Annotated in this window: 13 protein-coding genes; 11 read left to right on the top strand and 2 right to left on the bottom strand. The window is 58.7% G+C overall.

The genetic code is table 11. The features are described 5' to 3' along the window. The first annotated feature begins 76 nt into the window (after positions 1-76). From IVA95_RS32485 to IVA95_RS32455, 7 genes are all read left to right on the top strand, one after another. On the top strand, positions 77-991 hold the full coding sequence (locus tag IVA95_RS32485; RefSeq protein WP_247514202.1) for an FAD-binding oxidoreductase: 915 nt from the start codon (positions 77-79) through the stop codon (positions 989-991). Between the two features lie 203 nt (positions 992-1,194). Beyond that, positions 1,195-2,145 carry a tripartite tricarboxylate transporter substrate binding protein gene (locus IVA95_RS32480; RefSeq protein WP_247514201.1) on the top strand — a complete coding sequence of 317 codons (951 nt, stop codon included), beginning with the start codon at positions 1,195-1,197 and terminating at the stop codon, positions 2,143-2,145. Positions 2,146-2,212: 67 nt separating this feature from the next. Then, entirely contained in the window at positions 2,213-3,571 is a 1,359-nt protein-coding gene (locus tag IVA95_RS32475) for a Rieske 2Fe-2S domain-containing protein (RefSeq protein WP_247514200.1), read from the top strand. Next, positions 3,568-4,380 carry an SDR family oxidoreductase gene (locus IVA95_RS32470; RefSeq protein WP_247514199.1) on the top strand — a complete coding sequence of 271 codons (813 nt, stop codon included), beginning with the start codon at positions 3,568-3,570 and terminating at the stop codon, positions 4,378-4,380. The genes IVA95_RS32475 and IVA95_RS32470 overlap by 4 nt, the downstream gene beginning before the upstream one ends. Before the next feature lie 18 nt (positions 4,381-4,398). Next, the gene (locus IVA95_RS32465; RefSeq protein ID WP_247514198.1) at positions 4,399-4,989 is read left to right on the top strand and encodes a 3-phenylpropionate/cinnamic acid dioxygenase subunit beta; all 591 of its coding nucleotides are present in this window, start codon (positions 4,399-4,401) and stop codon (positions 4,987-4,989) included. A 9-nt stretch (positions 4,990-4,998) separates the two neighbouring features. Further along, positions 4,999-5,196, top strand: a complete 198-nt coding sequence (locus IVA95_RS32460) for a hypothetical protein (RefSeq protein ID WP_247514197.1) — start codon at positions 4,999-5,001, stop codon at positions 5,194-5,196. A 25-nt stretch (positions 5,197-5,221) separates the two neighbouring features. Further along, entirely contained in the window at positions 5,222-5,629 is a 408-nt protein-coding gene (locus tag IVA95_RS32455; protein ID WP_247514196.1) for a hypothetical protein, read from the top strand. A 39-nt stretch (positions 5,630-5,668) separates the two neighbouring features. On the opposite strand, the gene IVA95_RS32450 is transcribed toward IVA95_RS32455, so the two are convergent. Further along, positions 5,669-6,553, bottom strand: coding sequence for an IclR family transcriptional regulator (locus IVA95_RS32450; protein WP_247514195.1), 885 nt, complete (start codon positions 6,551-6,553; stop codon positions 5,669-5,671). Between the two features lie 266 nt (positions 6,554-6,819). Between IVA95_RS32450 and IVA95_RS32445 the strand changes: the two genes are divergently transcribed. Beyond that, positions 6,820-7,776, top strand: a complete 957-nt coding sequence (locus IVA95_RS32445) for a tripartite tricarboxylate transporter substrate binding protein (protein ID WP_247514194.1) — start codon at positions 6,820-6,822, stop codon at positions 7,774-7,776. Between the two features lie 96 nt (positions 7,777-7,872). Next, positions 7,873-8,871, top strand: a complete 999-nt coding sequence (locus tag IVA95_RS32440) for a tripartite tricarboxylate transporter substrate binding protein (protein ID WP_247514193.1) — start codon at positions 7,873-7,875, stop codon at positions 8,869-8,871. Positions 8,872-8,940: 69 nt separating this feature from the next. On the opposite strand, the gene IVA95_RS32435 is transcribed toward IVA95_RS32440, so the two are convergent. Continuing rightward, entirely contained in the window at positions 8,941-10,698 is a 1,758-nt protein-coding gene (locus IVA95_RS32435) for a thiamine pyrophosphate-requiring protein (RefSeq protein ID WP_247514192.1), read from the bottom strand. A 290-nt stretch (positions 10,699-10,988) separates the two neighbouring features. On the opposite strand from IVA95_RS32435, the gene IVA95_RS32430 reads away from it, so the two are divergent. Beyond that, positions 10,989-12,575 (top strand): FAD-dependent monooxygenase, encoded by a 1,587-nt coding sequence (locus IVA95_RS32430; RefSeq protein ID WP_256470330.1) that lies wholly within the window; start codon positions 10,989-10,991, stop codon positions 12,573-12,575. A gap of 358 nt (positions 12,576-12,933) precedes the next feature. Beyond that, the gene (locus IVA95_RS32425) at positions 12,934-16,038 is read left to right on the top strand and encodes a DEAD/DEAH box helicase (RefSeq protein WP_247514190.1); all 3,105 of its coding nucleotides are present in this window, start codon (positions 12,934-12,936) and stop codon (positions 16,036-16,038) included. The last annotated feature ends 757 nt before the right edge of the window (positions 16,039-16,795 follow it).

The following is a 16,795-nucleotide window of genomic DNA, read 5'->3' as shown; positions in this document are numbered from 1 at the left end:
GTGTTTCTGCCTCCTCTTGGTCCCTGGTGGCAGAAGCCGGGTGCTCGATCAAAGGCGTGCAGACGCCGCAAGGTCCGTGGGGCAACACTTCGGTCTGGATTTCGGCGCGAGGGATAGCGCAACGATCGGAGGCGCCATTTCAACGAATGCCGGCGGCATGAATGTCGTGCGATATGGCAATTGCCGCGATCAGGTCCTTGGGCTCGAAGTGGTGCTTGCCGACGGAACTCTCTGGAATGGATTGCGCTCGCTGCGCAAAGACAACTCCGGCTTTGATATCAAGCACCTCTTCATTGGCGGGGAGGGGACTCTCGGCATCGTAACGGCCGCCTCCCTAAAGCTTCACCCGGCGGAGACCGAGAGCCGCTCTGCGCTCCTTGCGGTGGAGTCCTTGCAGTCTGCCAGTGATCTCGCAGACTTTGCGATGGAACATGCGCATGGACGCTTGTCGGCGATCGAGCTGCTTCCCCGAATGGGGATTGACGGGGTCTGTCAGCAGATTCTCGGCTCAGTGCCTCCAATCAGGCTCGATCGTGAGTGGTACGTGCTCGTCCGCATGGCTGGACAGGACGACCCGTCCGAAAAACTGGAAGCCGTCGTTTCTAGCGCGCTGGAGCGAGATTGGGTGAGCGATGCGATCATTGCCCAGTCGTCTTCGCAGGAGGCGAAGCTCTGGCTCATTCGGGATTCCTTTTCCGAGTTGCACCGCTATCTCGGGGTTTCATTTCGCTTCGACTACTCAGTGCCACTCGGGAGGATTCCGAAGTTGTATCCGGAACTCTGCGAAGCCATCCGGAAAGTTGAACCGCACTTCCTGCCGTTTGCATTCGGCCATCTGGGCGACGGGAACTTGCATTGCAGTGCCTGCCAGCCCGACGCGCACGAACTTGTGCATCAAAAGAGTGATGTAGAGGTCAATGTACTCCGCAAGATCAAGGACGCACTGGATCAGAGATCTCTATTCAATCCTCATAAGACGCTTCCGGCTTGAGCTCGCTCCTTCGAACGCTGCCGGGCTACTTGACCCACTTCTTCGGCGCCACTAGAATTGAACACAATGTCCACTAGATGGACAATCTAGGAGAACGCGAGGGTCGTGGGATGATGGCACCGGGTCCATTGGAATCTCGTCGTGATGACTTCGCTCGACCGCGATTCAGCTTGCCATGGCGGTCGTCGTTGCGGCGAACCCTCATGGGTCTCTTGGCGACGCTGTTCACTGTTCTGGCCAGCTCGCAGGGGATAGCGCAGGAGTCGCGGCGACCCGTCACCATCGTTGTGCCGTTTTCGCCCGGAACTGGCCCCGACATCATCGCGCGAACAATTGCTGAAAATCTCCAGCCGAAGCTCGGTCAGCCCGTTATCGTCGACAACAAGACGGGAGCGAGCGGTGGTATTGGATCGCAAATGGTCATGCGTGCCACGCCGGATGGCCATACGCTGGTCGTAACTGCTGACCCTCCGTTCACAGCGAATGTCAGCCTAACGAAGCCGGTCATCTACGATCCCGTTAAGGGCTTCACACCTATCATTGAAGCTGCAGTGGGCACACTCGCTCTCGTCGTCCATCCATCTGTGCCGGCAAATTCGATCAAGGAGCTTATCGCGTACGCGAAGAGCCGTCCTGGAGAGATCAACTATGCTTCGCCTGGAGTCGGCACGCCGCACCACCTCGCGATGGAATTCTTCAAGCTCACGGCAAAGATAGATTTGATGCACGTGCCGTTTCGAGACTCGGCTGGAGCCATCTCCAATCTCATTGGCGGCCATATCAGCGCGATGTTCCTGCCGGTTCACGTGGCGCTTCCTCTGGCGCCGGACAAGGTAAGGATTCTTGCGGTAGCGACGAAAGCGCGCGCGCCGCAGCTTCCGGATCAGCCGACGTTGGACGAGCTAGGATTCTCCGGTTTTGATGCGGATATCCGCTACGGAGTCCTTGGGCCTCCAGGCATGCCGCCTGCCATCGTCGCCCGCTACAATTTCGAGATCAGCGAAATTCTTCGCTCCCCCGATGTGACGGAGAGATTAGCAAAACAAGGATTGAGGCCCGTTGCTGAAACGCCGGAGAAGTATGCGGGTAACATCGTTCAGGACCTCACGAAGTGGAGCAACGTCGTTTCCGACGCCAAGCTCTCGACAGACTAAGAGCATTCTGCCGGCCAAAGCCTAAGCAGCCGATCCCATTCGATCCAACTACGTGGAGAACGCGATCATGTCCCCAAACAGCCGTTTTGATGATCCTGATAAGCTCGTTGATACGGATAGGGGCTTCGTCAGCCGCGAAATCTTCGTTGATCCCGACCTCTACAAGGAGGAATTGGAGAAGGTTTTCACGCGTGCCTGGCTGTTCATCGGACACGAGAGCCTCATCCCCAAACCCGGCGACTTCTATACAACCCGAATGGGTGAGGAGTCGGTCATTCTGTGCCGGGACAAGCAGGGCATCGTGCACGCGTTTCTCAATTCGTGTCGTCATCGCGGCATGAAAGTGTGTCGCTATGAGTCCGGGAATACCTCGCTCTTTACCTGCCCATATCACAGTTGGACATACACGACTGATGGCAAGCTCCAGGGCGTGCCGCACTTTAGAACTCTGTACGAAGGGCTGGATCGAGAGGAAAATTCGCTCGTATCCGTTGCCAAACTCGCGATCTACAAGGGAACGATCTGGGCCACCTGGGATAAGGATGCTCCCGACTTCACCACCTATCTCGGCGACGCGAAGATTCATCTCGACCAGGCGCTCGATTGCCGTGATGGCCGGAGCGGGGATTCGGAGGTGATCGGCGTGCACAAGTGGATTTTCCCGGCGAACTGGAAGTTCGCCGCGGAGAACTTTCTCGGCGACACCTACCACAATCCGAGTCACCGCTCGGTCGATCTTATCGGCATTGGGCCGAGCGCCGCGGCAGGAAAAAAGGGGCGCCGTGACGACGAGCTGGAAAAGGCACAGCACGTTTGGATCAGTTTCCCGGAAGGACACGGCGTTCATAGCGCGATCCAACCCGAAGAGAATGAGTATATCGAATCGTTTCTGGATAACCCCGTGCTGGAGCAGTATTTCCGCCACTGCTTCGAGGAGCGCAAACGGCGACTCGGAGAGCAGGCGAGGCTGTTGCCGTTCGTTGGCACGATCTTTCCCAATACGTCCTATCACGGGCGTCAGCCTCGCGGGCTTTGCGCCTGGCACCCACATAGCCCGACCTCCACCGAGGGGTGGCGGTTTTTTCTGGTCGACGCTGACGCGCCACAGGAAGCCAAAGACTATCTACGTCGCTACTACATGCGCTACTCCGGTCCGGCAGGAATGACCGAGCAGGACGACATGGAGAACTGGCTCTATGCTACCGCTGCCAGTATGGGGACGGTCGCTCGCCGCTACCCGTTCAACTATCAGCAGTCGCTTGGCGCCTGGACGAGAGATCACGCTCTCGGTGGTACCGTCAGCCTCCAGATTACCGAGGAGATTGCGCGCGGCTACTACGCGCGCTGGAAATCGTACCTGAGAGGCGCCGCGTGGGATGAACTCCTTGGTGTGGGCGGAAACGTGCCCCAGAGGGCTGCAGAATGAATCCCTCGCGTGTAGTCATCGTGACGGGCGGGACTTTCGGGATTGGTCGCGCCATCACTCTTAGTCTTGCAGCACGAGGGCACTCTGTCGTGGCGTTCGGTCTTGAGACGGCGCAGGTCACGAGCACCGCCGCCAAAGCTATTCCAAGCTTGGAGGCTGAGCTCGAACAGCGCGGTCTCCAAGCCGTGCTGATGGAGGCAGACGTTTCCAGTGCGGGGGACGTCGCTCGGGTCGTCGATGAAGCGCTGGGGAAGTACGGACGAATCGATGCGCTCGTGAACAATGCCGCAATTGGTCCGCTCGGTACCGTGCTCGACACGGATGAGGCCTTGTTCGATCGCATTATGGCCGTGAACTTGAAGGGGCCGTATCTATGCAGCCGCGCGGTGCTTCCGCACATGATCAAGGCCGGCGGTGGTGCAATTATCAACGTGGGCTCGGGCGCCGGTTGGGGAAAGCCAAACATGGCGGTTTACAGCGCGAGCAAAGGCGGACTCGTTGCGCTCGGGGCGGCGACAGCCTACGATTTTTTGCACCATCGTGTTCGCGTCAACACGGTGGTGCCGGGCGGCGGCGGCATTGTAACCGGGATGAGTCTCGGTCGGGCGGGCGGCGATCCGTCGCGGTTTGGCAAGGGCGCGCCCGGGACCGCAGCCGGCCGTTCCGTGAATGGGGAAGACGTCGCCAATGTTGTTGCCTTCCTGATATCGCCGGAGGCGGAGACGATCTCCGGAGCAATCATCGACGTGGGTTGCTTTGCCCATCAGGGCGGCCCCGTACCAGCGAAGTCCACGACCCACACCGTCTAGACCTTCAAGGAGAACAGCATGGCCGCCGTGCTTGAAACCGTCACCCCGTCGCCGGCTGGATCCGCCGAACTTCCTCGCAACGATGCGTACTATCGGCTCAGGGCGGACATCGAAGAATTCCTCTATGCGGAAGCTGAACTGCTCGATGAGCGCCGGTTTCGCGACTGGCTCAATCTCCTTGCTGATGACATTACCTATTTCATGCCGATCCGCCGCAACGTGAAGTTTGGGCAGCATGGCGAGCGAGAGAACACCCGCACAGGAATCGGGATTAGCTGGTTTGATGAGGACAAGTGGACGCTGACGAAACGAGTCGACCAAATCCTGACCGGCGTTCACTTCGCCGAGGAACCGCTGTCGCGCGTCTGCCACATGGTAAGTAACGTCCAGATCAAGAACATCTTGCCATCCCTGGATGATCCGCGCGAGGTCGTAACGCGGTGCCGTTTCCTGATCTACCAGAACCGGGTCGAGTACGAGACATACACGTTCGTCGGGAAGCGAACAGATGTGCTTCGCATGACGGATCACGGCTGGAAGATTGCGCGGCGGGAGATCATCCTTGACCAGAATGTCCTGCTTGCAAAGAACCTGTCGGTATTTTTCTAAGGGCCGGTCATGATCAATGTGCTGACCCTCAGACCTGGCGACCGTTTGGAGCTTGAAGATGGGACGATCGCCGAGGTTCTCGAGAATATGGAAGACGGCATGTGGGTTCAGGTTCGCTACCTCCAGGTCCCGCGGAATCCTGCAGAGGTCGGCGCCATTGAGCTCTGCCACGCGCAGGATATTGCAAAGCTTTTGAGTGCGACCTGAAATGTCGAGGCCGTGGGATCGACCTATGCTGCGTTTCGATTACCTGCCAAGCGACTTCCACCCGCTGTTCCTGTTTTTGGGTGAGCGCGAAGACCTGACTGCGTTAGCAGGTCTCCTTCGTACGTTTGCGGAGGGGCGGATGCGTCTCAATGTCGGTGAGCAACTGTTGGCTGCCCGTTCGAAAGCGAAATTGATCGTTGTTCCGGAAGAAGGAAGCACGGGCAACTATGGATTAAAGCCGGATGGCGCGGGCAGTTTCCGATGGGGCCTCAATGCTTGGCAGGCTGAAGAGATCGCGCGACGTATTGAGCTTCTCGCCGCCGCCAATAACAAATCGGGATCCGAGATCATCGAATTGGGTACGGAAGACGAGATTCCCGTCAAGATTTCCCTTGGAGAGTTCACGGACGACTTTCTCGTCCGACGCTTCTAACGCGGCGTTTTGACGGCGGCAGCGCGGTATCTAGGGCTGCTATCGAACCGTGCGGGTGGTTTCAACCTCAGGCGCGGCGACACCTGGGCGTTTTGCCCTGTATCCGAGCTGCATTGAAAGGGTGCCAGCCGCATCTACAACTAGTCTGGCAATCTTCGGAACGTCCGCATCGTTCACGCGTGCTGTCGGCCCGAAAACGCCGATCGATCCAACGACTTCGCCGTTGTGATTGAAAAAGGGGGACGCTACGGCGACCGCGCCAAGAATGACTTCGCTTCGGCTCGTTGCATATCCTTGGACGCGAATGGCTTTCAGCGCGCTGACGAACTCACTTTGCCGTGCCTTGCTGAGCGCCTTACGGATCGTTGCCGCCTGTCTGTCTTCATCAAGAAAGGCAAGGATCGCCTTGCCGGTTGCTCCGACGACCAGGCCGCCTCTATCTCCGATGCCGCGCGCAATGTGCAAGACATGGTGGCTCTCCAGTTCGAGAACGCAGATCCGATGGTCGTCTTGCACAACAAACAGTGCGGCGGTTTCGCCGGTTTTCTCGCGAAGGCCCGCGACGATTGGCCTGGCCACGTCGATGAGCTTGATTCCAGACAGCCACGCATGGGCGAGGTACATCACGCCATGGCCAAGCCTGAAGCGTTGAGGATCACCTTCGGCAGTGATCAGCCCAGTGCCTGCGAGGGTTTGCAGTAGCCGGTAGAGGGTTGGCCGGCTCAGTCCCACGAGACGCTGGATCTCGAGAACGCTCATCACAGGCGTTTCGGCCGTAAAGCACTGCAAAACCGCGATGGCTCGATCGACAGCCCGGACTGTCGACAGGGATTCGCCGCCGCCGGACTTCTCCGCGCGACGGCGTTCACGAACTGCGCTGTTCGCGTCGGGAGATGAGGCGGTTTTTCCGGGCTTACGTTTCACGGACTATCACGAACTGATGGAATTTACTTGTACCGGCCGCCTTAGCGCCGGTCAAACCGTCGCATGTGTTCCGGAGGGTGTCTTGGGGATCGATACTCGGCCACGGCGCCAACCTGCGAAGGGACCGCCTTCGAAAGGCGCCTTCAGCAGAGTTGAACCCATCTTGACGCTCCGTAACTGACCCTCTAGCATTTATAATGAACACGATGTCCATACAATGGACACATCGGCGCAGGCCGGCCATAAAGAAAGACGGGAGAAAACGGATGAGCGCGATCTCGCGTCGGACGGTTTTGCTAACCGGCTTGCTGGCTCCGACGATTGCCTACGGACAGCATTTTCCCTCTCGTCCGGTCACGATCATCACGCCGTTCGCTCCCGGGGCCTCCAGCGATGGGGTGGCGCGCATCCTGGGAGAAAAGCTCACGCAGCTTCTGGGGCAGCCCTTGGTTGTTGAGAATCGGCCTGGAGCAGGGGGAACCACGGGACTAATCGCTTTGGCGCGGTCTAGTCCCGACGGTCATGCAATTGGAATTGGGGCGACGGGAGCGCTTGCTATCAATCCTCATGTCGCCGATGCGAGCGCGAACTTCGAGCCTCTGCGCGAGCTAACTCCAATCGCGAAGCTCGTCGATATTCCTCTGGTGCTTGTCGCCAATCCGGATGCCGGCGTTAGATCGCTCAAGGAATTGATCGACCGCTCCCAACAAAAGACGGACGGGTTTTCCTACGGCTCGACGGGCGTGAACTCCGCGCAGCATCTTGCGATCGAGCTCCTCAAAAAGGCAACCAAGGCAAACCTTGTTCACGTGCCTTATCGCGGGAGTGCTCCCGCCATGACTGACGTTCTCGGCGGCCAAATCCCGCTGTGTTCGGTCGACCTAACTTCGGCGCATCCGCACATCAAGGCTGGAAAGGTCGTGCCCCTTGCGATCATGTCGGCCCGGCGGGTTGATCTAGTCCCCGATATTCCAACGGTCGCAGAACAGGTTGTGCCGAACTTCGAGGTCAGCGCGTGGCTTGGCATGTTTGGGCCGGCAGGTATTCCGAACGACATCGTCGTGCGAGTGTCGGAACATATCAAGACCTCGCTTGCTGATTCCTCGGTGCGTGAGCGGGTACGCCAAATTTCCTGCGTCGATGCCTATCTCGATTCGTCGGGTTTCGCGGCTTTTCTTCAGAAAGAGTCTGCGAGGATGCGCGACCTTGTCCGCTCAGGCTGAAACTACTGGCGCGAATAGCTGAGAGGCCAGTTCTGCCGACGAACTGACGGCAGCGACCATCGCATGCCGGCCGCTGACAAACATATGGAGAGCACCATGAAGGGACTTCGTCGCACCTGGTTGCTGCTGAGCCTAGTAGTAGTAGCCGCCATCGCCTTCTCGCCGTTGATCGCCAACGCGCAGTCGCAGGCATCCTCCTCTTATCCAAACCGACCGATTCGCCTTGTTGTCGGCTTTGCTCCCGGCGGTAGCAACGACATTTTGGCACGCGTGCTGGCGGAGAAACTGCACAAAGTCCTTGGCCAGCCGGTGATCGTGGAGAACAAGCCAGGAGCGGGCGGGGCCACTGCAGCAAGCTTCGTCAAGAGCCAGGAGCCAGACGGATATACGCTTATGGTCGGAGCGAGCGGCGCGATGGTCGTGGGACCGGCCGTCTCGGCGCAAACACCTTACGACACCAAGCGCGATTTCGAACCGATCAGCATCCTGGCGACTTTCCCCCTCGTATTGGTCGTCTCGGCGGATGCGCCCTTCAAGTCCCTGCCTGATTTCATTGAATGGACGAAAAACAACTCGTCCAGCGCAAATTATGCGAGCGCCTCTCCGACGTTCACGCTCGCGTTTGAACTCCTGAAACTCAAAACCGGCGCGACGCTGCAGCGCGTTTCATATCGAGGCACCAACGATGCGGTGGTGGCGGTTCTGTCCAAGCAGGTGACAGCGGCGATGACGGACACGCTTCCTGCCATGCCACTGATCCAGGACGGTAAACTTCGTGCCTTGGCGGTGACAGCGTCAGCCAGACTGCCGCAGCTACCGAATGTCCCCACTACTGCGGAAGCTGGTGTTGCCGGCGCCGAAGCCATCTTCTGGACAGGACTGTTCGCACCCAAAGGCACGCCGAAGGACATCACGGCGCGCCTTGAAGCCGAAGTTCATAAAGTAATGCAGGAGGACGAGGTGCGCCAACGTCTCCGAACCGTCGCCACTGAGGCGGCGAGCAGCACGTCACCAGAGTTCGCCGCGAGGATCGCATCTGAGCTGCAGTCGTGGAGTGCGATAGCAAAATCGGCGAATGTTCAACTCGATCAATGATCGCCCCGGTGCGTCCTGGCGTGATTTGGAGCTCCTATAGGCCGATCTGGTTTTGGAAGGAAGTCTCATTCAGTATGACACCATGACCTCAAGCAGCGCTTGCCGCCGAGACGTGCGCACGTGTTCGAATGCGCGTTTCAGCGCGCTGGGCAATTCCTCGCCTCGCTCAACTCGCTCGGCGTACGCGCCATGTGCGCGCGCAATGCCACAATAGTCGGGAGACGGTTCCAGGGACGTAAGCGGCATTTTATTCGCATGAGCCGCTGCGCCGTTCGGATACATGCCTACTGTAGCGCGCCGGACTGCGTTCCAGACACCGTTATTGAACACGATGGTGAGGACGGGCAGCCGGTGTGCCGACGCCATATGATGGCAGGCGACCGGGTTCGAGAATATGTATGACCCATCGCCCACGCAGGCAATAACTTCGCTGGCCGGATCTGCAAGCTGTGCGCCGAGGGCTGCGGGCAGTGCCCATCCAAGGCCACCCGCTTGTGGAACGGTGAAAAGGGTTCGAGGCTTCTCGAACGTCATCGCGGCAGGTTCACATGCCAACTCGGAAAAAACGACCGCTGAAGGATCTTTGGCTTGCGAAATGCAGTGGCTCACCCAGGCCGGGCTCATTGGTGAGCCGCTACCTGCTTCGATCCGGCTTCGAATCTGCTGCCGGATGGCATCGCGGCGGGCATGGACATCACGACGCCGGTCGCTGATCTGCGTCCTGTCCAGATCCTTGTGCGTGGCCAACGCCTCGTCGAGGGCTCTTACCGCCTCTACGGGGCTGCCCGTCAGCAAGACATCAAAGGGATAGCCGCGCATTGGAATGCGGGAAAACAACGGATCGGAACCAATCGCAATGATTTTGCAGCCGGGCGGCGGCGCCACCTGATCAGGAATCCAGGGGACCATCGCATCCAGCACGAGCACGACGTCGGCTCCGCGCAGCCAGTCAGCCGGATCCCGGCCAATATGCATGGGATGGCTGGTGGAAAGCGAATTACGCGTTGCCCAGAATTCGCAGGTCGGCAACGCATACCGATCCACGAATTCTGATAACGGCTCGAAGTTGCCGGTACCGGTGCCTCGCTGCGCGATCACCAAGGGAGACTTCGCGTTCGCAAGCAGTTCTGCGGCTTTTTCAACATTGTCTTTGAGCGGCCTGCCCAGCTGTGCAGCTACGGGCTTGGAGCTTCGAACATCGGAAGCGGAGACCTCCGCAAGTGCTTCGCGCGGGAGACTGAGATACACCGGGCCCGGCGGCTCGCTGGTAGCCAATGAAATGGCGCGTGAAACGACGTCAATGGCTTGGTCTCCATACCGAAGCTCGTAGTCCCACTTGACGAGTTCCCTCACCATCGCGGCTTGGTCGCGCATTTCCTGCCCCCAATGGATCGGGGTTGAGCGGCTGCCGACCCGTCCTGTCTCCGTGATGGGTGTCCGTCCCGAGCAGACGATTACCGGGACATTGTCTGACGCGGCGTTGATGATCCCCATGGTCGCGTTCGCAAGTCCAACATTGACGTGAACCATGACAGCCTGGGGGCGACCTCTAACAAGATAGAAGCCATGCGCCATGCCCATGGCAACCGCTTCGTGCGACACGAGAAGTGGAGTGGGAAACGACAATTGTGTCGTCGACGTTCTGGCAAAGGCTTCGATGATGGGCGGAAAATCTGTCCCTGAGTTCGAGAACAGGTACTCGACCCCACTTGCTTTCAATTGCGAAAGGAATGCCTCGGCACCTGATAGAAAGCCAGCTTCGCTTTCTCGGTCAGCTTTTCGCGCATCGCCTGACCCGAGCGCATGTTGTGTGCGTTCCGTATCCATCCCATCGCTCCCTTGATGCCGATCGAATCGCCGCGCTTTCGCCGTTGGAAAGAACTGGGACGGAGATCCGATACAGTTTCACGCCATTCTTCGGCTTGCCTAGACGATGATGTCCGTATAGTGGACATTAAGATCATTTTTGCACAGCTTGAGGAGCCGGTCGCTTGGTGTCAAGCGACAACGGGCCTTACGATACGATGGGAGGAATCCATTGAGCCATCACCGCCGCAAACCATCGAACGAAGGCTGTTCGCCGACAAGCTTCTGCAGAAAGGCCTAAGGTCGCAGCGATGAGTAACGAGCCTGTTATTATTGTAGGTGGCGGTCCCGTCGGAATGGGACTTGCAATCGAGCTTGGTCAGAAGGGCATCAACTGCACCGTCGTTGAGCGCTACGAGCAGCCGCAACGCATCCCCAAAAGCCAAAATCTTACGCAGCGCACCATGGAACATTTTCATTTCTGGGGCATCGAGGAAGAGCTGCGGGCTGCGCGAACGATTCCGCGCGAATACGGAATCGGCGGGCTGACTGCCTACAAGACACTTCTCGGCCACTATACGTATGATTGGATGCAGCGAGAGCTCGTTCGGCCCTTCTACTTCACTGACAACGAGAGATTGCCACAATACGCAACGGAAGCCGTTCTACGCCGGCGCACTAGCGAGATACCCGCAATCCGGACTCTGTACGGATGGACCGCCGAAAGCGTCATCCAGGATGCTAGCGGCGTCGATGTTGTGGTTGCCGAGCGAGAAGGGGGTGAACGCCGGACGTTAAGGGCCGACTACGTGGTTGGCTGCGATGGCAGCCGTTCGCTCGTCAGAGAACATGCGGATATCAGTCAAACCCGTTCGGAACATGATAGGCTGATGGTGCTCCTCGTCTTCAAGTCACACGAGCTGCACCGACTTTTGGAGCGCTATCCCGGCAAGTCCTACTACAACGTCCTTGACCCCAAGCTTAAGGGTTACTGGAAATTTTTCGGACGTGTGGATCTGGGAACCACCTGGTTCTTCCACGCTCCCGTGCCGCTCGGCACGACGAAGGACAACTTCAACTTCCGCGAATACCTCTATTCCGCCGTCGGCGCCGAGTTTGATCTCGAATTTGAACATATTGGTTTTTGGGAGCTGCGGGTTGCCATCGCGGATACCTACCGAAAGGGACGGATCTTCATCGCAGGCGATGCGGCTCACAGCCACCCGCCCTATGGAGGCTACGGGGTCAATACTGGCCTGGAAGACGCGAGGAACCTCGGTTGGAAGCTCGCTGCCTTGTTTGAGAGATGGGGTGGAGAAAAACTTCTTGATTCCTATAATGACGAGAGAAGGCCGGTCTTCGAGTCGACGGCGCGGGATTTCATCGAGAAAGCTATCGAGACAGACAGGTCCTTCCTGGCGGAATACAGTCCGGAGCTGAACAAGGACGCGTTTGAACGAATGTGGGAAGCGCGCCGTTCCGGTGCTGCGTCCGAAGTCAATGCCTTCGAACCGAATTACGAGGGCTCGCCAATTGTGTGGGGCCCCACTGACGCCAATTGCGGTGCGATTGGCGCACATACATTCAAGGCGCGGGCCGGGCATCATCTGGCTCCCGCGCGCTTGTCGGGCGGACGCAATGTCTACGATGAACTGGGAAAAGGCTTCACGCTGTTGGCCCTAGATGTCGATGACGCTGCGGTGAAGGCGTTTGCAACGGCAGCGAAGGCACTGAATGTGCCCCTCACGGTGATCGAGGACCGCCGTACCGGCGAACGTGCGCGTTACGAGGCGGCGCTAATGCTTGTGCGACCGGATCAATTCGTCGCGTGGACGTCCAACAATGGTGAAGTCGATCCGGAAGCAGTTCTCAAGCGAGTGACAGGCTTGGAGCAATGACGTTCCTGCCTGCCGAGGCCTAGGCTGAGGCGAGCGGGCAATCGTCAGGAATCGGGAACCTACTATCGGGCGGAGAAGGGGGCGATTAGACGCCTCCGCTCCCAAGCGACGTTTCACTGGACGACTAGATTGGATACGTGCGTCCGCGATCAAATTCGCATATGTACGCAGCCCGAGGCGTAGCTCTCACATCAGAGCGGGCCTGTTCGAAGCAACACTCGCCATCAGCCCCAGTTGGTGGCGAATCAACGACGGGTTCAATGTGGGCCAATCTAGCAAAGCGCGTGTTGCCAACAAGGCAACGAAGCGAAAGAATTCTTCATCGCGGACTGCGATCTCCTCTTCATTGCCCCTAGGCATGGTGGCCCTCCATCTGCTCGCACAGTGGAGGAAGTCGGGTCGCAAAGGCGTCGTCTTTCTTGCTGAAAACGAGAATAGGGCCGAGCGGCTGGGTGCCGTCATTTATGCCCTCGCGCCTTCGTGCGATGTGCTTGTTTTTCCAAGACTGAATACGCTGCCGTTCGATCAGCTGGAGCCGTCGCACGAAATCGCGGGTAGACGAAGCTCGGTCTTGAGGCGCCTTGCCAAGCCTGAGAAGCCGATCCTGCTCGTATCCACGGCAGAGGCCGTGATGGAGCGCCTTCCCACGGCGGCGAGTTGGTCTCGCGTAATCCTTCGGTTGAAAGTCGGCGCCGCGTTTTCTGAACAAGATCTCCGGGCGCGGCTTGAGCCCCTCGGATACGACCTTGACGAAGAGGCGGACTATCCCGGCGGCGCGCTGTTTCACGGGAAGACATTCGAGATTTTTCCCGCCGGCGCGCTCGGTCCGTTCAGAGTAGAGCATTCTGGCGGTGTGATACGTCGGATCGTGGCGTTCGACCCGATAGAACATGAAATCGTTTTTGAGACGAAAGAGCTTCTCATTGACCCGATGTCGGAGCGGCTGGCGTTCGGGAACATGCGCGGAAAGCGCTCGACCCTATTCGACTATTGTGGTCGAGCCAAGTGGATCGCGGATGCCGGCGTTTCAGCGCACGCTGATAGCTGGCTTAGCACGATCGAGGAGGCGGCGGGTCGCACGGACAGAGACCGAGAATACCTCGGGAGGCGCGAATGGAAGCAGGCGACCAGGCGTATGAACGTGCTGTCGCAAAAGGCGCCTTTCGCTCCCACACCGGACTTTTCGCAGGTTGCATCGCCCAGGAAGGCGCTTCGTGCGTTCGTCGACGATACGCGGCGCGCCGGTTCGCGCCTGGTTTTCGTCGCAGCGCATGAGGACGACCTGCGCGTGCTGGAACGGATGAGCGGAGTCAAGGCGGAGCACTTTGCGGATTGGAACGAGGCGACGGCCGGACGCAACCGTGAGGCGGCGCTGCTGGCCGATTTTGATAGAGGGTTTGTCGTACCTGGCCGGAAACCTCTTGTCGTCGTAACTGCTTCCGATGTGCTCGGCAGCAGGGCTCATCATCCGCAGCCCCTGGCTAGAAGCTGGAATGCGGCTTTCGACCACGCAGATGTACCGGAGCAGGGCGCCGCGGTCGTTCATCTGCAGCGGGGACTGGCCTTGCTCGACGGCTTGCAGACCGTGGCAACGGGGGGCGGGTCGTCGCGCGAAATGATCAGGCTGGTATTTGCGGGAGACGATGCAGTGCTCGTTCCGCCCTCTGACCTGGCCTTGATCTGGCCATATGCGTCGGAGCGCGGCGAGCTCACCCTCGACAAAGCGGATGGAAGTACATGGTGGAGCCGGCGTACTGAGGCGGAGCACGAAATTCAAATCGCCGGCAAGCAGCTCGCCAAACACATCAGCCAGCGGCGCCGCCGGCGGGCTCCGAAGCTTGTACCTCCTGGTCCCATCTATGAGAGGTTCGTCGCGCGTTTTCCGTATTTCACGACAGTCGACCAAGCGAAGGCCATTCGGGACGTTTTGGATGATCTTGCGTCGGGCCACCCCATGGACAGGATCATTTGCGGCGACGTCGGATTCGGCAAAACCGAGGTGGCGTTGCGAGCCACGGCCGCCGTCGTATTGTCAGGGAAGCAGGTGGCGATAGCAGTGCCGACGACCGTCCTGGCAAGACAGCATGTCGCGACTTTCCGCAAACGCTTCGCTCCGTTTGGCATCGAGGTGGGGAGTTTGTCGCGAACCGGTTCGGGCGCAGAGACAAGAGAGGTGAAGGAGGGGCTGAAGAGTGGCAAATTGAAGGTCGTAGTCGGAACGCAGGCCCTCACCTCGAAGGACTTGAAGTTCGCCGGCCTCGGCCTTGTCGTCATCGATGAGGAACAGCATTTTGGGGCGACGGAGAAGGCGAGACTTTCCGGGCTGGCCAAGGGTATTCATGCCCTTTGGATGAGCGCCACGCCGATTCCGCGGACTCTCGCGGGCGGTCTTGCTGGCTTCAGGGATCTTAGCGTCATCGCCTCTCCGCCCATTCATCGACTCCCGGTCGTCACAAAGGTTGCTCCTCTTTCGGATGCTGCTATTGCCTCCGCATTGCTGCGCGAGCAAAGGCGGCACGGGCAAAGCTTCTTGATCTGTCCGCGAATTCAGGACCTTGGTCCGATGCTGGCGCGCGTTCAATCGATGGCCCCGGATCTCCGCATCGTATGTCTGCATGGCAAGCTGCCCGCCGACGACATAGATGACCGAATGATGAGCTTCGTCGAAGGCGCGGCGGACGTGCTGCTGGCGACCAACATCGTAGAGAGCGGTCTCGATATTCCACGTGCAAACACGATCGTGGTCTGTTGGCCCGAAAAGTTCGGTCTTGCGCAACTTCATCAGCTCAGAGGAAGGGTGGGCCGCAGCGGGATACGGGCGTTTGCGCATTTGCTGACCGATTCGGAGTCGGAGCGATCTGAGAAGCGATTGGCCGTTCTGGAGGAATTCAACAGACCGGGCGCGGGTTTCGCGATCAGTGCGCGGGATCTGGACCTCAGGGGAGCGGGGGACGTGCTTTCAGAGCGACAGTCGGGCCATGTGCAGGTGTTCGGACCCGTGCTCTACAGCCACCTTCTGAAATTGGCCTCGGAGAAAGCCGACGACAGAACAGCCGACCTGTGGGTGCCTGACCTGAATCTGCCGGTAGGGGACATGTTGCCCGCAGGCTACGTGCAATCGGAGGCGGTTCGGCTGGAAATCTACGGCCGCGTCGCCAGATGTCGAAGCGAAGATGAGTTGGACGATCTCGAGGAGGAGACTTCTCGTCGATTCGGCAGATTGCCTCCGGCGGCCCGCGATTTCTTTGCCGCAGCAAGGCTCAGGATCGACTGCAAGCGAAGAGGAATCATAAGACTTGATGTAGGCCCGGATGCCGTAGCCGCAACTTTCCTGCCGGGACGACTTCGGAAATCCAGGGCGCGATCACTGCAACGCGATGGCGATCGGGTCGTCTACATCAGCAACGGACGCGAGGGACCGCTTAGGAAGATCGAAGAGTTCCTCGACCTTCTGGACGAATAATCGCGGCGACTACTATTCATCTAACATGGGGAGACGACTGATCCTCGTCTTCAGCTTCGGGCCTGTTGAATCCGGAAACGGAGATTCCGAGCAATCGTATCGTCTTCTTGCATTAGATGCCTCAGCAGGTCGAGGACCAAGCTCAGCGTCGATGACGGTACTGACCTGCTGTGGGTGATCAATTCGAAATCGGAGAACTTTACCTTGAGGGTTGCCGTCCGGTCCCGCGCGCCGGTCCCTTCACAATGGCTCCAAAACCTTGTCGACCAGCGGCTGCAGCTCCGCCGCTCGCGCAGCACATTCCCGATGCTATTTTTCTTTGAAGCTGCGCCCGGAATGATGGTACGGCCAAACCAGCAAAGACCGGTTCTTTCGCAGCTCAAGTCAGACAAGGATTTGCGCTGGATTTTCGCCGTTGATGGATTTGGACCGGGACATCTCAAAAAGCGAAGCGCGATCAGCAGTTAAGCATGGTCGTTGCCAGCCATGCTGTACCGTCCGACTGACGATTTCTCTAGCCAACCGAGCAACGCTTGAGTGGAACGCGACTAGAGGGTGGCGTGCATGATGTGTGCATCCAAGAAATCGAGCAACATCCAGCATGCAGAGGCCGAACTGAACATGCTGCGCTGTCACTGGAGGTTGATGTTTCGGGAGGGGGAGCGCCTGGGACGGCCCCGTGCTTTCTGAAATGGAAGCGAGGGCAGCGTCAAGATGACCGGCGCGATGTACAATTTGGAGACGGATCCTAAAGCGG

It is taken from the genome of Bradyrhizobium sp. 157 (assembly GCF_023073815.1).
Lineage (GTDB): Bacteria > Pseudomonadota > Alphaproteobacteria > Rhizobiales > Xanthobacteraceae > Bradyrhizobium.
The sequence above is the reverse complement of the archived record's forward strand: the minus strand, read 5'-3'. Positions and strand labels throughout refer to the sequence as shown.